Source organism: Flavobacterium sp. Root901 (genome assembly GCF_001429765.1).
In the GTDB taxonomy this organism is placed as follows: domain Bacteria; phylum Bacteroidota; class Bacteroidia; order Flavobacteriales; family Flavobacteriaceae; genus Flavobacterium.
The window spans coordinates 224,123-241,183 of the sequence record NZ_LMJB01000006.1 but is presented as its reverse complement, the minus strand read 5'-3'; the positions used below and the strand labels follow the sequence as shown (position 1 = coordinate 241,183).

Here is a 17,061-nt window from a genome sequence, read left to right as displayed (position 1 = left end):
CTTCAAAAAATGACATTAACCAAAATAATTATTCCCTTTTTTTTATTAATATTTTGCAATATCTCTTTCGGTCAAAAATATTTTGGTCAAATTGTAACACCAAAAAATGATACTTTAACTGTTGAAGTAAAACTTGAAGGATTTTTTAATGTTAACCGATTAATTAATTTACAAGAAAAAATTTCTGTTGTTGAAAATGGAGTTACCAAAATTTATCTGCCAAAAGATTTAAAAAGTTTTAAAATCAAATTAGAAAAAGAAATAATTCCTTTTGAAAGTGTTGATAATAAAGCTTTTGCTCAAATTCTATATTCTAATAAAATAAAACTTTATAAAATCTTAAACCAAATATCACATAGTCACATTATAAGAATATATGTTATTAAAAAACCTAACAATATCAATTATATGAAAATGCCTGCTATGGGACTAAGTAGATTAATTACCAAAAATGATATGTTACCGGCAATTGAAGATTGCAAATCTTCCTATGAAAAAATCAAAAATGATGAAGTTAAAATTAAGGATGAAAAAGTTTTAATAGAATTTATTAAAGATTATGAAACGAGTTGTTTTTAAAATTAAATCAAATAAAAAACAATAAACAGCAAACTTGCCTGCGGAGCAAATTATAAGTAATTTCGCATTTTTAAATAAAGCATAAATAATGAGCATCGAAAGAGAATTGAGCAAACGAAGCGGATCGAAATGTGAGCTTTGCGGAGCCGAAGAAAACCTAAAAGTATATCAGGTATTACCAACACAAAAAGGCGGTATTGATGAAGCTATTTTAGCTTGTAATACCTGTATTGACCAAATTGAGAACCCGGACAATGTCGATTTAAATCACTGGAGATGTCTTAACGACAGCATGTGGAACGAAAATATTCCGGTTCAGGTTGTGGCCTGGAGAATGTTAAGCCGTTTACGCTCTGCCGGATGGCCTCAGGAATTACTGGATATGATGTATTTAGATGAAGATACTCTTGCCTGGGCACAAGCAACCGGAGAAGGCGAAGAAGATGAAAATAAATTAATTCACCGCGATAGTAACGGCGTTGTTTTACAGCACGGAGATTCGGTTGTTTTAATCAAAGATCTTAAAGTAAAAGGATCAAGCATGGTTGCTAAGCAGGGAACTGCGGTTAGAAATATACGTCTGGATCACGAAAATGCTGAATACATAGAAGGAAAGGTAGATGGACAGCAAATTGTTATTATTACGCAGTATGTAAAGAAAATATAGTTTTTTTAAGGTGCTGAGGTTCTAAGTTGCTAAGATTCTAAGATTTTATTTAGAGAGTTATTTAACCGCAAGCACGCAAATATTTACGCAAAGTTCGCAAAATTTATGTTCAAAGCTTTGCGAACTTTGCACTTTTATAAGCATAATACCTTTAAAAAACTTAGCGTTCTTTGCGTTAAAAAAATGCACAAAGTACAGCACGTCAGACAATAAAAAAAGCCGTTCAGTTTTGAACGGCTTTTTCTATTTATTTCTGAAAACAAATTATTTTTGGAATAATTTACTGATTTGATCTTTTACTAATGGCTCAGAAACACTATTTGTAGCAGCATCTCTGTCTTTGCTTGAAACCATAAACTGAACTGTAGCTTTATCCGGCACCACATTTCCTGTGTAGTGTAACCAAATGTAGTTGTTTGGTAATTCTAATTTAATGTCATACAACGGAGTCGCTGTAAAACCTCCTATAATAATGTTATAAAGATTCGTGTAATCATTATTAACATTTTTGAATGAAAATTTTCTCAAAGGCGAAGAATCATCATCGTTTAAGATACTAGTGTAGTACACTGTATACTCGTCTCCAATTTTCTGAATGTAGTTGTTATTTACTTTTCCTAATTTCTCTACAGGAACTGTTTCAATAACTTTAATTTGTGCAAACGAAACAAAACTAAAGAACAAAATGGCAATGGTAATAATCTTTTTCATAGTGGATTTGGGGTTTACAATTTTACTGCAACAAAAAAACACAGAAATATTGAAAAAACAGCTATCAATTCATTATTTTTTTAACACAAAATTGTTAATGTTCTTCGATAAATCATAAAAAACTGATATACAGAAACATAAATACAATTCTAACTCTTTACAACTATCTTAAAAGGCCTAAAATTTCTTATTTTTCTCCTCTTCTTTCTTTATAACATTTCGGGCAACTTCAATTTTAAACTTCTTCCCTTTCATTTTTTCGTCTTTAATATTTTTCAAAAGTTCTTTTACCTTTCCAAATTTAACAGCTGCAAACGAAACAAAATCTTTTACTTCAATAATTCCTAAATCATCTTTTTCCAGTTTTCCTTTTTGAGAAAAGAAACCCACTATATCAAACTTATTTAATTTTGTTTTTTTTCCTCCGCTAATATATATGGTTTGAAATTCCGGTGGTTTTGGCAGACTCACTACATTTTTTACATCCAGGATTTCCATCTCATAATCAATGTAATCCAGTTGTTTTTCACTTTCATGAATAATAATATAAGCCGTACCCGTTGCCTGCATACGTGCTGTACGCCCGTTACGATGCGTAAATTCGTCCTCTTTTAAAGGCAGATGATAATGAATTACATGTTTCATTTCCGGAATATCCAATCCCCGTGCGGCAAGATCTGTCGTGATGAGGTAACTTATACTTCCGTTTCTAAACTGAATCAAAGCGCGCTCACGTTCATCCTGATCCATTCCTCCATGATAATAAGTCGCGTAAATTCCTTTTTCGTTTAGAGTGTCGCTGATACGTTCTGCAGCATCACGATGGTTGCAAAAAATAATAGCCGACTGCGATTTTAAGGAACAAATAAGGTTGAACAAACTTTCTAATTTATCTTTAGAAGACGAAACAATCATTTTCATCGAAAGATTTGTTTTTTCTTCTTCTTCGGGAATAAAATCTAAAACAGTTGGATTTACAACTCGTGTATATTTCGGAATTTCAATATCAGATGTGGCAGAAACTAATACTCTTTTATTTACTTTTGGCAATCTCCCAATGATAAAAGACATTTGTTCATGAAAACCTAACTGAAGCGATTTATCAAATTCATCTAAAATTAAAGTCTGAATTTTATCTGTTCTAAAAGTTTCTCTGTCAATATGATCGGCGATTCTTCCCGGAGTTCCAATTAATACTGCCGGCGGATTGCTTAAATTCTTTATTTCGGTATCAATTGAGTGTCCGCCGTAACAAATGTTTACTTTGTACTGCGTTCCCATTTTTTTCCAAACCTGTTCAATCTGAAGGCCAAGTTCTCGTGACGGAACCAAAATTAAGCATTGGACAGAAAGAATTTCAGGCTGTAACAATTCTAAAACAGGAAGCAAAAATGCCAGTGTTTTTCCTGATCCGGTTGGCGAAAGCAGTAAAACATTATTATCATTTAAGATTACATCTTGTGCAGTTTCCTGCATTTCATTCAGGCTCTGAATCCCTAAATTCGAAAGTATATTGTTGGAATGGTGATTTTTATTCATTTTGCAAAAGTAATTAAAAGGTTTCAGGTTTCAGGTTTTCTTTTGTTTCAAGTTTTTAACCTCAGGAAAAAAGATTTTATTTCTAGCAGATTTGGCAGATTGAGCAGATTAAGTATTTAAAAAAAATCTACGAAATCTGCCAAATCTGCGAGAGGAAAAACAACCACAAAGCATATCAAACTTAAAACAAAAAAACTATATTTGATTTCCGATAAAACCAAAACCATGAAACTTTTTACCCTTCTGATTTCCCTTTTTACCATCTCCATTTTCGCTCAAAATAATAAAAAATATGATACCTTTTTTGAGAAAGGAAACGGAAATCAATCGGCAGATTATTATGAAACTATTCGCTATTTTAAGCTTTTGGCAAATGACTTTCCAAAGATTCAAATAAAAGAAATGGGACTTACAGATTCTGGCGAGCCATTGCACATGATTACTTTTAATCCTGACAAAGAATTTGATTTTGATAAAATTCAGAAAACCAAAGCTGTTTTGTTTGTAAATAACGGAATCCACGCCGGAGAGCCGGACGGAATCGACGCAACAATGCAGTTTTACAGAGATTTAGCAACAGGAAAATTGAAAGCGCCAAAAAATACAGTTTTGGTCACGATTCCGGTTTATAATATTGGCGGCGCTTTAAATCGTAATTCTACAACGCGAGCCAATCAGGACGGACCAGAAGTTTACGGTTTTAGAGGTAATGCCAGAAACTACGATTTGAACCGTGATTTAATGAAATCGGACACCAGAGATACCAAAAGTTTTGTTGAGATTTTCCAGAAAATAAATGCCGATGTTTTTATCGATAATCACGTGAGCAATGGTTCTGATTATCAATACAAACTGACATATATTATGACACAGCACAACAAACTCGGAACGGTTTTAGGCAATTATATGAACGATGTCATGATGCCGGCTTTGGTAAAAGATTTGCAAAGCAAAAAAATCGAAACTACCCCGTATGTCGATTCTTTTAAAGATACTCCGGACAAAGGTTTCGGGCAGTTTGTCGACAGTCCGCGCTACACGACGGGCTATACTTCGTTATTTAACACAATTGGTTTTGTAGTAGAAACACACATGCTGAAAAAATACGCCGAACGTGTAAAAATGACGTACGAATATATGAAATCGACTTTGGATTTTACCGATGCCAATTATCAGAAAATCAAAGAACTGCGTATCAAAAACTTGGAACAATATCAGCCTAAAAAATCCTATACCTTAAAATGGGAAATGGACATCACCAAAACAACTAAATTTTCTTTCTTAGGTTACGAAGCAGGTTACAAAAAAAGTGAAGCCACCACAGGCGAACGTTTGTATTACGACCGAAGCAAGCCTTATAAAAAAGATGTTCCGTATATTAAAGAATTCAAATCACAAAAAGAAGTTGTTATTCCATCTGCTTATATCATTCCGCGTGGTTATTGGAACATTATTGAACTTTTGAAAAATAATAACATTCAATATTCACAGCTGAAAAACGACACTATTATTGAAGTCGAAAGTTACAGAATTGCCGATTTTAAAACTGTTCCTTCTGCCTACGAAGGGCATTATTTGCATAGAAATACAACGGTAACTTCTAAAATCGTTAAATTGGCTTTCGCCAAAGGAGATTATTTCGTTTCGACTAATCAAAAAGGTGTAAAGTATCTTTTAGAAGCTTTTGAACCGGAAGGAGTTGATTCATTTTTCAACTGGAATTTCTTCGATGCGATTTTACAGCAAAAAGAACATTATTCTGAATATATTTTTGAAGATACAGCCGCAAATCTTTTAAAAGAAAACCCGGCTTTAAAAGCAGAATTAGAATCTAAAAAACAAACCGATGCCGCTTTTGCTAAAAATCCCGAAGCACAGTTGGATTGGATCTATAAACATTCTGTTTATTATGAAAAGGCACATTTGCAATATCCTGTTTATCGTGTGCTTTGAGTTTTTTTTATTTTGCCGATATTTTTTAACGCAAAGTGCGCCAAGATTTTTTTTGATTTTGATTGAGTTGAAAAAACGCTAAGATCGCAAAGCTTTAGGTGTAGAACTTTGCCAAAGTTTTTACCCAAAGTTTGTCATTTCGACGAAGGAGAAATCTCCGCGAGAAGCTCGACAAAGATTGAATTCACATTGCGGAGCTACTTACGGAGATTTCTCCTTCGTCGAAATGACAAGATTATTCTATAAATTTTAAAAATTAAAAATGTCATACAAACTTTTTCTTGATGATATCAGAGATGTAAACATGGTTTACAAAAAACTTACTAATGATAATTTTGTTATCGTTAGAAATTTCAATGATTTTAAAAAAGTAATTCTCGAAAAAGGACTTCCAGAATTAATTAGTTTTGATAATGATTTAGGTCTTGATGAGAATGACAATGTTGCAGAAGATGGCTACGCTTGTGCCAAATGGCTGGTTTACGAATCTGGTCTTGATTTAAGAAATTTGAAATTCAATGTACATTCTGCAAATCCTGTTGCAAGTCAGCAGATTCAAAGTCTTCTTGATAACTACATTAAACATTTGAGAGGTTAATAATCCACGAGTGAGATGCTTTCTTAAAGAGTTTTTTAATCAAGGCATTAATCAATTATGGATTTCCGTAATTTTCGCACTTTACATGTTTTTATTTTTGAATATTCATTAATTTAAAAAATAAAAAATATGGCTTGGAGTTTTCGTAAACGTATTAAAGTTATACCAGGGGTTCATTTAAATTTAAGCAAAAGTGGTATCAGTACTTCGATTGGAGTTAAAGGCGCTAGCATAACTTTTGGAAAATCAGGAAATTATTTAAATACAACTGTACCTGTTTTAGGAATTTACAATAGGTATAAATTATCTGCTTCTGAAAACAATACAAAACCACAAATTTATGAACCTTTAGCACTTTCTGACAATATTTTCAGTTCCGATATTCATGAAATCACAAGTCAGAATATGCAAGGAATTAAAGAAGCAATTATTTTAGCCAATCAACAAAAAAAAGACCTGAAAAAAGATTTATTAAAGATTCATAAATCATTAAATTCTTCAAAACTAAAACTTGGTTTAAGCTATTTTTTAGTTTACGGATTGGTTAAAAAAAATATTCCCGAAAATATAAAAATAGATATTGAGGCAAAAAAAGAAGCCATAAAACAGACAAATGAGCAAATAGAAAACAGTTTTGTCAGACTTGATATAGAATTTGATCCTGAAATCATGGAACAATATGAAATTCTTTTAGAAGCATTTAAAAAACTAACCTTTTCACAAAAAATTTGGGATGTCACAAGTGCACATTATCAAGATAGAGTTGTTGCTAGGTCTTCTGCCAGTACTTTAGTAAATAAGAGAGATGTTAGATTTGCTTTAAAATCGCTTCCTGATATAAAGTCAGACTTTAATGCTTTGTATTTTCAAAATGCAAATGGTGGAGATTTATATTTTTATCCTAGTTTCATCGTCATGTATTCAAACAATTCTAATTTTGCCCTGATTGGAATTGATGAAATCATTTTTAACCAGAGTTATGTCAGATTTACAGAAACTGGATTTGTTCCAAAAGACTCTAAAGTAATTGATAAAACTTGGGCAAAAGTTAATAAAAATGGCACTCCAGATAAGAGATTTAAAGGAAACTATCAGATTCCTGTTGTACGCTATGGAGAAATTAAACTTAAAACAAATACAGGATTAAACGAAGAATATGAATTTAGCAATTATGAGGCAACTGAGGAATTTGGTAAAGCTTTTAGAGAATACCAAGCAACCATTAGATCTTTAAAAATTCTTAATTAAATCCTATTTTTTTTGAATCGAGGTACCAAGTAAAGTGAAGCTCCGCGTGAGGGATAGAGCCAAGCTACCGAAGTAGCGGCGAAAGCCCGACAGTATTTACAAAAAGACCCGATGAACGCAAAGTTGATTGGGTCTTTTTGTAAATACTGGCACGCCCTGAATTTTAAGATTCTGAGATACTAAGATTCTAAGTTTTTTAATCTGCTTTGACTTTTACTTCTTCTGCAAATAAGAGCTTAATATTTTCATAAGAGTTTTTAAGCGCTTCTTTAATTTGTTCCGGATTTAGCCAGGCTACCTTTTCTATGCCTTCTTCGATTTGTCCCTGCGGAGTTCCTTCAAAATCAGACTGCATTTCGAACCAATGCGTGATTTTAAGTTTGTATTTTCCGTTGCGTTTAAAAACGTGATATGTTTTTTGAAGTTTGTTGGTAATCCGTAATTTATTTACGCCGGTTTCTTCCTCTACTTCACGCATTGCGGTGGTTTCAATATCTTCCCCTTTTTCGATTCCGCCTTTTGGCAAATCCCATTTTCCGTTTCTAAAAATGAATAAAACCTCGCCTTTTTTATTATAAACAAAACCTCCGCCGGCTTTGTTTACCGGAATTTTGGCTTTAAGGGTTTTCATAATTTCACTTTCGTCGGGATGATATAAAATAGCTTTTTGAATTTTATTTTGAAAAATTTTAACTATAAGCTGTTCAATATCAATACTCTCCAACAAGAACAATTGAAAATCTGTTTCCTTTGAGATTTCATTTGTCAAAAAAAGTGGTTTGTCGTTCACAAAAACTTTATACATTTGTACTATGATTTTTAATAAAGATACAGCCGAAAAAACAGCCGAATTGCTTTTGCAAATAAATGCAATTAAATTGAATCCCGAAAATCCTTTTACATGGGCTTCTGGTTGGAAATCTCCTATTTATTGCGATAATAGGTTAATTCTTTCATTTCCTATCATCCGAAACTACGTTCGGGATGAGTTTGCCAAGAACATTGAAAAACAATTTGGAAAACCTGATGTTATTGCCGGTGTTGCCACTGGAGCCATTGGAGTTGGAATTCTTGTGGCCGAAAGTCTTGGACTTCCGTTTGTTTATGTTCGTCCGGAACCAAAAAAACACGGAAGACAAAATCAGGTTGAAGGTTTTTTGCAAAAAGGACAAAATGTTGTAGTTGTTGAAGATTTAATCAGCACAGGAAACAGCAGTTTACTTGCCGTTGAAGCTTTACGTAATGAAGGCGCCAATATTAAAGGTATGGCTGCCATTTTTACCTATGGATTTGGCGTTGCAGAGGAAAATTTCAAAAAAGCTAATGTGGATTTGTTTACATTAAGTAACTACGAAAACTTATTAGATTTGGCAGTTCAAAAGCAATATATTACAGAAGACCAGCAATCTACCTTACAAGAATGGAGCGTTAGCCCATCGACCTGGGGGCAGGAATAATTTTAGATTTTAGATTTTAGATTTTAGATTTTAGATTTTAGATTTTTTAAAATCGCTTTGCTCTTTTGGAATTTGGGATTTAAAGATTGGAATTTTATTAAATAAAAAACAAATAAACACTATATGAACTTAGAAAGTCCAAAAGTTACTGTTCAGAAATCAGCACAGGATTTATTCGATCAATTGACTGATGTAAAGAATTTTGAAAAATTAATGCCGGATAACATCGCTAAATTTGAAGTTACAGGCGAAGACGCTTTTATTTTTGGATTGAAAGGCATGCCGGAAATCAAACTTAAAATGAAAGACAAAACGGCTCCAAACAAAATTGTTTTAGGTGCCGCAAGTGATAAACTTCCGTTTACTTTAACTTCAAATATTGAGAGCATTTCTGATTCAGAAAGCGCAGTTCAATTGTTTTTTGAAGGTGAATTTAACGCTATGATGGCAATGATGATTAAAGGCCCAATTAGCAAGTTTATCGAAACTTTAGCAAACAATATGAATAAACTTTAATAATGGTTAATTATTAATTGTGAATTATAAATAAAGCCCGATGAAAATCGGGCTTTATTATTTCTTCTCATTTCCACCAAAAGGAGAAATGACAAAATGCGTTTCTAAATAAATCTTAGAATTTTAGTAACTTAGAGCCTTAGTAGCTTTAATAAAGCATCTGAATTTCTTTTATTTCATATTCGGCAATAGAATCGTCTTCTAACAAAACCTGCAATTTTCCCTGTTCTGAAACTCCCTGAATGATTCCCATAAAATTCTTGTCCTGAAGATTTTTAAAGGGAGTTGGAATGCCCTTTCTGAATAAGGAATTAAAATAATCTTCCCAAAAAACAGAAGAAGATGTTTCCCACAATGCTGTTTTTTCTTGTATTTTCTCGGCTATTAACAGAGTTAGATTATTTATATTAAAAGTTTTTCCTGAAATGACTGCCAATGAAGAACCACGCGGCAGTTCATCAAAATTTGTCTGATTGATATTTAAGCCAATCCCGACAACTGACACGATCCTGCCATCACTTTTGAGAGTATTTTCAATTAATATGCCACCAATCTTTTTGTTGTATGACATAATGTCGTTTGGCCATTTTATGCATAAATCAGGAATATTTAACGATTTTAGAGTTTCTAAAACCGCCAGGGAAACTACAATACTAAGATTAAAAACTTCTTGATTATCAAACAGAAAATCCTTAACCAAGATACTCATAATTAAGTTTTTACCCTTTTCAGAGTTCCACTTTGCTCCCATTTGCCCCTTGCCTTTTGTCTGATTTTCAGCCGTTACCACTGTAAAATTATCCAGTTCATCCTGACTTGACATTGATTTTAGGAAATCATTTGTAGAATCTATGGCATCGAGTTTGATTAGTTTCATTAAATAATTTAAATATCTTAATTTAATATTTTGTTAAGGTTCAAAAATAATCACAAAATTTGGTAACTTTACAAATTCATATAAAATAATTCATGGCGAAAAAGACTATTAATAATGATGTTCTACTGGCGAACATAATCAAAGGGATTGAGGAAGTAAAAGGAAATGATATTGACATTCTTGACTTAAGAGATATAGACACAGCGGTTTGTGACTATTTTGTCATTTGCAACGGTAGCTCTAATACCCAAGTTAACGCCATAGTAAACTCAATTCAAAAAACAGTATCTAAAGACTTAAAAGACAAACCTTGGCACGTAGAAGGAACCGATAATGCAGAATGGGTTCTTATGGATTATGTGCATATTGTGGTACATGTTTTCCAAAAACACATTCGTGAATACTATAATATCGAGAGCCTTTGGGGTGACGCCAAAATAACTACAATCGAAAACAAATACTAAAAGAAAAATTTTTCTAAATGGCTAAAGATAATAATCCAAATCCGAGTAAATTTAAAATAAGTCCCTGGTTAATATATACCGCAATACTTTTGGTTTTTTTATTTATAAGTTTTGCAACCGGAGGATCTAATTTAAGCGAACCTGCTCAATTGACTTCTTCTAAATTCAATACCTTATTAGAAAAAGGACAAATTGAAAAAGTAATCGTTTATAATAAAGCAGAAGCTGAGGTATACCTTACTACTGCCGCTCTTAAAGATCCGGCAAATGAAAAGGTATCTAAAGATATTTTTAAAAACCCTAATAAAGGGCCGCATTATACTTTAGAGATTGGTAACGACCAAATCTTTCAGACTAAACTTGAAAAAGCTGTTGGCGAAGGCAAACTAAAAGATTTCAATTTTCTTCAAAAAAATAACTGGAGCGATATTCTAATCAGCTTACTTCCTATCATCATCATTATTGGTGTATGGATTTTCATCATGCGTAAAATGTCTGGCGGAGGCGCTGGCGGAGGCGGACAGATTTTCAATATCGGAAAATCTAAAGCAAAACTTTTTGATGAAAAAACAGATATCAAAACTACTTTTAAAGATGTTGCAGGTTTAGAAGGAGCAAAAGAAGAAATACAGGAAATTGTAGAATTTCTTAAAAATCCTGAAAAATACACCAATCTTGGAGGTAAAATTCCAAAAGGAGCTTTACTTGTAGGACCTCCGGGAACTGGTAAAACATTACTGGCAAAAGCTGTTGCGGGCGAAGCTCAGGTTCCTTTTTTCTCTTTATCAGGTTCTGATTTCGTAGAAATGTTCGTAGGAGTTGGTGCATCCCGTGTACGTGACTTATTCAAACAGGCAAAAGAAAAATCTCCTGCTATCATTTTTATCGATGAAATTGATGCAGTTGGTAGAGCAAGAGGAAAAAGCAATATGTCTGGCGGAAACGACGAAAGAGAAAACACCCTGAACCAATTATTGACAGAAATGGATGGTTTTGGTACAAACTCTAACGTAATTGTTTTGGCTGCCACCAACAGAGCCGACGTTCTTGATAAAGCTTTAATGCGTGCAGGACGTTTTGACAGACAAATTTTTGTTGATTTACCAGATATTAGAGAAAGAGCTGAAATCTTTAAAGTTCACTTAGCTCCTATTAAAAAAGTTGAAGGGCTTGATCTTGATTTCTTAGCAAAACAAACTCCGGGATTCTCTGGTGCCGATATTGCAAATGTTTGTAACGAAGCAGCATTAATTGCAGCGCGTAATAATAAAACTGCTGTTGACAGACAAGATTTCCTTGATGCGGTTGACAGAATTATCGGAGGTCTTGAAAAGAAAAACAAAATCATTACTCCAGAAGAGAAAAGAGCTATTGCAATACACGAAGCGGGTCACGCTACAGTAAGCTGGATGCTAGAGCATGCTGCTCCGCTTATTAAAGTAACCATTGTTCCTCGTGGTCAGAGTTTAGGTGCTGCATGGTATTTACCAGAAGAAAGGCAAATCGTAAGAACAGATCAAATGTTAGACGAAATGTGTGCAACTATGGGCGGAAGAGCTGCAGAAAAAGTAACTTTTGACAGAATTTCGACCGGTGCATTAAGTGATTTGGAAAAAGTGACACGTCAGGCTCGTGCTATGGTAACAATTTATGGTTTGAATGAAAAAATAGGAAATGTTACTTATTACGATTCAACAGGTCAGAGTGAATATAATTTCTCAAAACCTTATTCTGACGAAACAGCAAAAATTATTGATGCAGAAATTTCAGAATTAATTGAAGGTCAATACGAAAGAGCAATTCAAATTCTTGAAGAAAACAAAGACAAGTTAAATCAGCTTGCCGACATATTAATCGAAAAGGAAGTAATCTTTAAAGATGATCTTGAAGCAATTTTCGGAAAACGTACCTGGGACAAAAATTTAGAAGAGGTCGTTTCTTAAATAATTACGAAATACGTAATAATTTTTTAAAATCTTAATTCAAAACAGGCTTTTGAATTAAGATTTTTTTATCTTTGAACGTTTTCAATTAACATGTAAAGTATTTCATATAAAAAATGAATTTTTTCAAAAAAATATTTGGTTCCGGCGAATCTGCTTCTGACGAAGAACACGAAAGTGAATACGCAGGAACTCCTGCCCCGAATAGTCATTTGTCTCTTGACGAACAATTCATTTTCAACTTCAAGAAAAATGGCGGAAAATTTTTGTATTGTGAAAACAGTCAGGAAGTTTCAGAACAATTCGAAAATATTTTAGAAGAAAATGACTGGTTTGAAAGTGAAGTTTTATGTTATGAACCAGCTCTTTTTCATTTATTAGAGGAGAATAAATTATTTTATATTGCACCTTCAAAACCTAAATTTTTATTAGCAAGCTGCGAAAATTTAATTGCAGATGAAGGTTCTATTTTGTTTTCTTCAAAACAAATCAGACAAAACAAACCAAACGATTTACCGGCAAATATTGTAATTCTTGCCACAACAAGTCAGATACTTCCAATGAAAAGCGATGGTTTAAGTGCCATTAAACGTAAATACGAAAGAGATTATCCAACTAATATCACCACAATAAAATATTTCGAAAAGGCAAAAGAAGAAGATTTTACTCAATATGGGAGTGTTGCAAAAAATCTGTATTTATTGCTCTTAGAAGATCTTTAAGATGAACGAAACGCTTAAAAGAACCATTTCTGGTGCTGTTTATATTGCTCTGTTGTTAACGTCAATCTTGTTTTCTACTGAAAGCTTTATTATTCTTTTTGGTATTTTTTTAATTATTACAATTTATGAGTTTTCAAATATTGTAAATCTTAATAAAATCTTTTCAATTTTATTTGGGACATTATTATATACAAGCGTAATACTTGTCAGCCATTACAACAAACAAACTACCAATTATCTCAACAGTATTTTTAAATCAAATCTCGATTTAGAAACCAATATTCAGCAGTTAGATTTAGTACTTTTAGCAATTACACTGGTTGTATCTGTTAAATGCATCATTTTTTTGTTTTACGATTCTGTTCAAAAAGTAAGTATATCTTCCAAATATTTATATCTTTTGGGATATATAACACTTCCTTTTATTTTTATTGTAAAAATTTCCTTTGGAACTAACGATTATAATCCAAAAATTATCATTGGCTTATTTATCCTGATCTGGACAAACGATACTTTTGCCTATTTGATTGGAAAATCAATGGGTAAACATAAATTATTTGAACGTGTTTCTCCTAAAAAAACAATCGAAGGTTTTTTAGGCGGAATGGTTTTCGCAGCTTTTGCAGGATTTTTAATCTCGAAATTTTATATTCAGCCTAATCCGGCTTTTAGCGGTAAATCTATTTTAATATGGACTATCATTGCTTTAATTGTCAGCATTTTTGGGACAATCGGTGACTTGATCGAATCCAAATTTAAAAGAATTGCAGGCATCAAGGACAGTGGTTCGATTATGCCGGGACACGGAGGTATCTTAGATCGATTAGATAGTGTTATATTTGTAGCACCAATTATATTTTTATTTTATCAAATTTTATATTATGTTTCATAAAGAAGGTGGCCCGTCTATTTTATTAGGTTCTGTTTTTACAGTAGCAGTACTTTTAATTGCTGATAAATTCATTGATATTGCCTGGCTGAGAATGCTTGTACAATTTGCAGCGGTTATAATTTTGATTATTATTCTGCAATTTTTTAGAAATCCTAAAAGAATCGCTGTTAGAAATAGTGATCACATTCTTGCTCCGGTTGACGGAAAAGTTGTGGTTATTGAAGAAGTATATGAAGGTGAATACTTTAAAGATAAACGCCTGCAGGTTTCTATTTTTATGTCACCTATCAATGTTCACGTTACGCGTTATGCTATGGACGGAATTATAAAATTCAGCAAATATCATCCTGGAAAGTTTTTGGTGGCATGGCACCCAAAAGCTAGTGAAGAAAACGAAAGAACAACTGTAGTGATCGAAAATGATACTTTTGGAGCTATCCTTTACAGACAAATTGCTGGCGCTCTGGCGCGCAGGATTGTAAATTATGCTCAGGAAGGAATGCAGGTTATTCAGGGTACTGATGCCGGTTTTATTAAATTTGGATCGAGAGTTGATTTATTTTTACCTTTAGGTACACCAATTAATGTGGTTTTAGACCAAAAAGCAATTGGAGGAAAAACTATTATTGCTACAAAAGCTTAAATGGCAGAAAAAGATTTAGATACACGCTTCAATAAGGCTGTAGAAACTGCAATGAAAATGACTCAGGCCTCACTGCCGCAAGATGTGCAGCTAAGACTTTATGCATTTTATAAGCAAGCCACTTTTGGAACTGCCGTTTATAATCAGTCTGAGAATTTTGATTTGAGAAATGCTTTTAAAACGAATGCCTGGATGCAGATCAGCCATTTATCAACAGATGAAGCAAAGGAGAATTATATTGAAATCATTAATTCACTAACATCAAAATAAATTAATATTATGAAGAATAACATTGTTCGTTTCAGCATTTTAGCTTCATTTTTTGTATTATTTTCCTGTAACGATAACAATAAGCTGACTGAAGTTGTAGAAGTCCCACTGCCAACTAAAGAAGAAAAAATCACCATTGGATCTCCAAATGATGTAAAAGCAGACCCGGGTTCATTTGAACTTACCAAACTGCCTTTTGCTTACGACGGATTAAGTCCTGCATTACGATCGCTGACTTTAGAAACGCATTATTCTAAACACTATTTATCATACACCAACAATTTTAATAAAGCAATTGTTTCTACCGAATTTGAAAATATGCCTATTGAGGATATTTTAAAAAAGATAGATCTCAGCAATGCAAATCTTCGTCAGAATGCAGGCGGATATTACAATCACACGCTTTATTTTAATGTTTTGACTCCAAAAGAGCAGACTCCAAAAGATACTCTTGCCAGTTCTATAGATAAGGAATTTGGATCGTTTAAGAATCTCACCACACAGTTTAAGGGTCAGGCCGAGAAACAATTTGGTTCTGGATGGGTTTGGTTAGTAGTAGACAGATATGGCAAACTGCAAATCACAACAACTGAAGATCAGGATAATCCGTTAATGAAAAATGCTTTAATTCCGGGAACTCCAATTCTAGGTATTGATCTTTGGGAACATGCTTATTATCTGGATTATCAAAATAGGAAAGGAAGTTATATCGATGCTTTTTATGAACATATAAACTGGGAAAAAGTAAACGAATATTACGTCGAAGCCCTCAAGAAGGTCAAGAAAGTATAAAAAAAAGCTGACAGATAAAAAATCTGTCAGCTTTTTTTTATACCTTAAGGGTAACACTAGATACCTTAAAAACATGAAAGACATTGCAAATCGTTTTATAGAGAATCCATTATTATCACCATCAGATTTACCGCCAAGTATAGAAGGCCTGGAAATAACATGTCTTCTTAATCCCGGTGTATTTCAATTTCAAAATAAAATCTGGCTGGCGGTCAGGGTCGCCGAAAGACCAAAGCAAATAGAAAATATTATTTCGTTTCCTGTACTTACTCATACAGGTGCTATTCAAATCATTGAAATTTTAAAAGATCATCCTGAACTATTTGCAACAGACGCCCGTGTGATAAATTATCAGGGTATTGATTATCTTACTACGCTATCCCATATCAGATTATTATGCAGTGAAGATGGAAAGCATTTTTACGAACCAGAAAATTATGCCTATTTGGTTGGTGAAGGAATACTGGAAACTTTTGGAATTGAAGACTGTCGTGTTTCTTTAATCGAAGGAAAATATTATTTGACCTTTACTTCTGTTTCAGACAATGGCGTTGGTGTTGGAATGCGCACCACAACAGACTGGATAAATTTTGATAAACACGGCATGATATTTCCTCCGCATAATAAAGACTGCGCTATTTTTGAAGAAAAAATAAACGGGAAATTTTATGCGCTGCATCGTCCAAGCAGCGTAGACATTGGCGGAAATTATATCTGGATTGCATCATCTCCCGACGGGATTCACTGGGGAAATCATAAATGCATCATTAAAACCAGAAAAGACAGCTGGGACAGTAAAAGAGTCGGCGCAGGTGCAGCACCTGTAAAGACAGAAAAAGGCTGGCTTGAAATTTATCACGGCGCAAATGAATCTCATCAATATTGCTTAGGTGCTTTTTTATTGGATTTGGAAGATCCTTCAAAAGTAATCTCCAGAACTGTAGATCCTATTATGTTTCCTCAAACTGATTATGAATTAAGCGGTTTTTTTGGAAATGTCGTTTTTACCAACGGTCATATTATGGAACCGGATGGAGATACTTTGACCGTTTATTACGGTGCTTCTGATGAATTTGTCTGTGGTGCTTCATTTTCTATCAAAGAAATTCTTTCCCTTTTAAAAGAGATTTAAAAAAAACTTGTTTAGAAAGCTTCGGCTATTCTAAACAAGTTTATTATGTATTTTTGAG

The 17,061-nt window shown here is 33.2% G+C and carries 19 protein-coding genes; 15 read left to right on the top strand and 4 right to left on the bottom strand.

The features are described 5' to 3' along the window. Positions 1 to 9 precede the first annotated feature (9 nt). Together ASE21_RS10480 and ASE21_RS10475 are read left to right on the top strand one after the other, a co-directional pair. A complete protein-coding gene (locus ASE21_RS10480; protein ID WP_057122610.1) occupies positions 10 to 579 on the top strand; it encodes a hypothetical protein in 570 nt (189 codons plus the stop codon). An 88-nt stretch (positions 580 to 667) separates the two neighbouring features. Then, on the top strand, positions 668 to 1,246 hold the full coding sequence (locus ASE21_RS10475; RefSeq protein WP_057122609.1) for a PhnA domain-containing protein: 579 nt from the start codon (positions 668 to 670) through the stop codon (positions 1,244 to 1,246). A gap of 264 nt (positions 1,247 to 1,510) precedes the next feature. Here ASE21_RS10475 and ASE21_RS10470 read toward each other — a convergent pair whose 3' ends face one another. Both ASE21_RS10470 and ASE21_RS10465 read right to left on the bottom strand, forming a co-directional pair. After that, the gene (locus ASE21_RS10470) at positions 1,511 to 1,957 is read right to left on the bottom strand and encodes a hypothetical protein (protein ID WP_057122608.1); all 447 of its coding nucleotides are present in this window, start codon (positions 1,955 to 1,957) and stop codon (positions 1,511 to 1,513) included. Positions 1,958 to 2,134: 177 nt separating this feature from the next. Further along, entirely contained in the window at positions 2,135 to 3,496 is a 1,362-nt protein-coding gene (locus ASE21_RS10465; protein ID WP_057122607.1) for a DEAD/DEAH box helicase, read from the bottom strand. A 225-nt stretch (positions 3,497 to 3,721) separates the two neighbouring features. Between ASE21_RS10465 and ASE21_RS10460 the strand changes: the two genes are divergently transcribed. From ASE21_RS10460 to ASE21_RS10450, 3 genes are all read left to right on the top strand, one after another. Further along, on the top strand, positions 3,722 to 5,449 hold the full coding sequence (locus ASE21_RS10460) for a M14 family metallopeptidase (protein WP_057122606.1): 1,728 nt from the start codon (positions 3,722 to 3,724) through the stop codon (positions 5,447 to 5,449). Positions 5,450 to 5,711: 262 nt separating this feature from the next. Next, on the top strand, positions 5,712 to 6,047 hold the full coding sequence (locus ASE21_RS10455) for a cyclic-phosphate processing receiver domain-containing protein (RefSeq protein ID WP_057122605.1): 336 nt from the start codon (positions 5,712 to 5,714) through the stop codon (positions 6,045 to 6,047). Positions 6,048 to 6,176: 129 nt separating this feature from the next. After that, positions 6,177 to 7,295 (top strand): DUF4236 domain-containing protein, encoded by a 1,119-nt coding sequence (locus ASE21_RS10450; protein WP_057122604.1) that lies wholly within the window; start codon positions 6,177 to 6,179, stop codon positions 7,293 to 7,295. A 196-nt stretch (positions 7,296 to 7,491) separates the two neighbouring features. On the opposite strand, the gene ASE21_RS10445 is transcribed toward ASE21_RS10450, so the two are convergent. Then, on the bottom strand, positions 7,492 to 8,100 hold the full coding sequence (locus ASE21_RS10445) for an NUDIX hydrolase (RefSeq protein ID WP_057122603.1): 609 nt from the start codon (positions 8,098 to 8,100) through the stop codon (positions 7,492 to 7,494). A gap of 7 nt (positions 8,101 to 8,107) precedes the next feature. Between ASE21_RS10445 and pyrE the strand changes: the two genes are divergently transcribed. Together pyrE and ASE21_RS10435 are read left to right on the top strand one after the other, a co-directional pair. Then, complete coding sequence (gene pyrE / locus ASE21_RS10440; protein WP_057122602.1) at positions 8,108 to 8,752, top strand: orotate phosphoribosyltransferase; 645 nt, start codon at positions 8,108 to 8,110, stop codon at positions 8,750 to 8,752. Between the two features lie 123 nt (positions 8,753 to 8,875). Further along, on the top strand, positions 8,876 to 9,268 hold the full coding sequence (locus ASE21_RS10435) for a hypothetical protein (RefSeq protein WP_057122601.1): 393 nt from the start codon (positions 8,876 to 8,878) through the stop codon (positions 9,266 to 9,268). Positions 9,269 to 9,416: 148 nt separating this feature from the next. Here ASE21_RS10435 and ASE21_RS10430 read toward each other — a convergent pair whose 3' ends face one another. Then, the gene (locus tag ASE21_RS10430) at positions 9,417 to 10,145 is read right to left on the bottom strand and encodes a biotin--[acetyl-CoA-carboxylase] ligase (protein WP_057122600.1); all 729 of its coding nucleotides are present in this window, start codon (positions 10,143 to 10,145) and stop codon (positions 9,417 to 9,419) included. A 92-nt stretch (positions 10,146 to 10,237) separates the two neighbouring features. Between ASE21_RS10430 and rsfS the strand changes: the two genes are divergently transcribed. The 8 genes from rsfS (at position 10,238) to ASE21_RS10390 (ending at position 17,003) form a co-directional block, all read left to right on the top strand. Beyond that, the gene (gene rsfS, locus ASE21_RS10425) at positions 10,238 to 10,609 is read left to right on the top strand and encodes a ribosome silencing factor (RefSeq protein ID WP_012024667.1); all 372 of its coding nucleotides are present in this window, start codon (positions 10,238 to 10,240) and stop codon (positions 10,607 to 10,609) included. Positions 10,610 to 10,626: 17 nt separating this feature from the next. Continuing rightward, complete coding sequence (gene ftsH / locus ASE21_RS10420; protein ID WP_057122599.1) at positions 10,627 to 12,552, top strand: ATP-dependent zinc metalloprotease FtsH; 1,926 nt, start codon at positions 10,627 to 10,629, stop codon at positions 12,550 to 12,552. A gap of 116 nt (positions 12,553 to 12,668) precedes the next feature. Continuing rightward, positions 12,669 to 13,274: a lactate utilization protein B/C gene (locus ASE21_RS10415; protein ID WP_057122598.1), complete on the top strand. Its 606-nt coding sequence runs from the start codon at positions 12,669 to 12,671 to the stop codon at positions 13,272 to 13,274. Position 13,275: 1 nt separating this feature from the next. Beyond that, complete coding sequence (locus ASE21_RS10410) at positions 13,276 to 14,166, top strand: phosphatidate cytidylyltransferase (protein WP_057122597.1); 891 nt, start codon at positions 13,276 to 13,278, stop codon at positions 14,164 to 14,166. Then, positions 14,156 to 14,809 carry a phosphatidylserine decarboxylase family protein gene (locus tag ASE21_RS10405; protein ID WP_057122596.1) on the top strand — a complete coding sequence of 218 codons (654 nt, stop codon included), beginning with the start codon at positions 14,156 to 14,158 and terminating at the stop codon, positions 14,807 to 14,809. Before ASE21_RS10410 ends, ASE21_RS10405 begins: the two co-directional genes overlap by 11 nt. Further along, positions 14,810 to 15,079, top strand: coding sequence for an acyl-CoA-binding protein (locus ASE21_RS10400; RefSeq protein WP_057122595.1), 270 nt, complete (start codon positions 14,810 to 14,812; stop codon positions 15,077 to 15,079). 9 nt (positions 15,080 to 15,088) lie between these two features. Then, positions 15,089 to 15,871, top strand: a complete 783-nt coding sequence (locus ASE21_RS10395) for a superoxide dismutase (RefSeq protein ID WP_057122594.1) — start codon at positions 15,089 to 15,091, stop codon at positions 15,869 to 15,871. 73 nt (positions 15,872 to 15,944) lie between these two features. Then, positions 15,945 to 17,003 (top strand): glycoside hydrolase family 130 protein, encoded by a 1,059-nt coding sequence (locus ASE21_RS10390; protein WP_057122593.1) that lies wholly within the window; start codon positions 15,945 to 15,947, stop codon positions 17,001 to 17,003. Positions 17,004 to 17,061: the final 58 nt, after the last annotated feature.

Coding starts and splice junctions, on each gene's coding strand:
- ASE21_RS10480 (WP_057122610.1), top strand. CDS start 10: ATGACATTAACCAAAATAATTATTCCCTTTTTTTTATTAATATTTTGC.
- ASE21_RS10475 (WP_057122609.1), top strand. CDS start 668: ATGAGCATCGAAAGAGAATTGAGCAAACGAAGCGGATCGAAATGTGAG.
- ASE21_RS10470 (WP_057122608.1), bottom strand. CDS start 1,957: ATGAAAAAGATTATTACCATTGCCATTTTGTTCTTTAGTTTTGTTTCG.
- ASE21_RS10465 (WP_057122607.1), bottom strand. CDS start 3,496: ATGAATAAAAATCACCATTCCAACAATATACTTTCGAATTTAGGGATT.
- ASE21_RS10460 (WP_057122606.1), top strand. CDS start 3,722: ATGAAACTTTTTACCCTTCTGATTTCCCTTTTTACCATCTCCATTTTC.
- ASE21_RS10455 (WP_057122605.1), top strand. CDS start 5,712: ATGTCATACAAACTTTTTCTTGATGATATCAGAGATGTAAACATGGTT.
- ASE21_RS10450 (WP_057122604.1), top strand. CDS start 6,177: ATGGCTTGGAGTTTTCGTAAACGTATTAAAGTTATACCAGGGGTTCAT.
- ASE21_RS10445 (WP_057122603.1), bottom strand. CDS start 8,100: ATGTATAAAGTTTTTGTGAACGACAAACCACTTTTTTTGACAAATGAA.
- pyrE (WP_057122602.1), top strand. CDS start 8,108: ATGATTTTTAATAAAGATACAGCCGAAAAAACAGCCGAATTGCTTTTG.
- ASE21_RS10435 (WP_057122601.1), top strand. CDS start 8,876: ATGAACTTAGAAAGTCCAAAAGTTACTGTTCAGAAATCAGCACAGGAT.
- ASE21_RS10430 (WP_057122600.1), bottom strand. CDS start 10,145: ATGAAACTAATCAAACTCGATGCCATAGATTCTACAAATGATTTCCTA.
- rsfS (WP_012024667.1), top strand. CDS start 10,238: ATGGCGAAAAAGACTATTAATAATGATGTTCTACTGGCGAACATAATC.
- ftsH (WP_057122599.1), top strand. CDS start 10,627: ATGGCTAAAGATAATAATCCAAATCCGAGTAAATTTAAAATAAGTCCC.
- ASE21_RS10415 (WP_057122598.1), top strand. CDS start 12,669: ATGAATTTTTTCAAAAAAATATTTGGTTCCGGCGAATCTGCTTCTGAC.
- ASE21_RS10410 (WP_057122597.1), top strand. CDS start 13,276: ATGAACGAAACGCTTAAAAGAACCATTTCTGGTGCTGTTTATATTGCT.
- ASE21_RS10405 (WP_057122596.1), top strand. CDS start 14,156: ATGTTTCATAAAGAAGGTGGCCCGTCTATTTTATTAGGTTCTGTTTTT.
- ASE21_RS10400 (WP_057122595.1), top strand. CDS start 14,810: ATGGCAGAAAAAGATTTAGATACACGCTTCAATAAGGCTGTAGAAACT.
- ASE21_RS10395 (WP_057122594.1), top strand. CDS start 15,089: ATGAAGAATAACATTGTTCGTTTCAGCATTTTAGCTTCATTTTTTGTA.
- ASE21_RS10390 (WP_057122593.1), top strand. CDS start 15,945: ATGAAAGACATTGCAAATCGTTTTATAGAGAATCCATTATTATCACCA.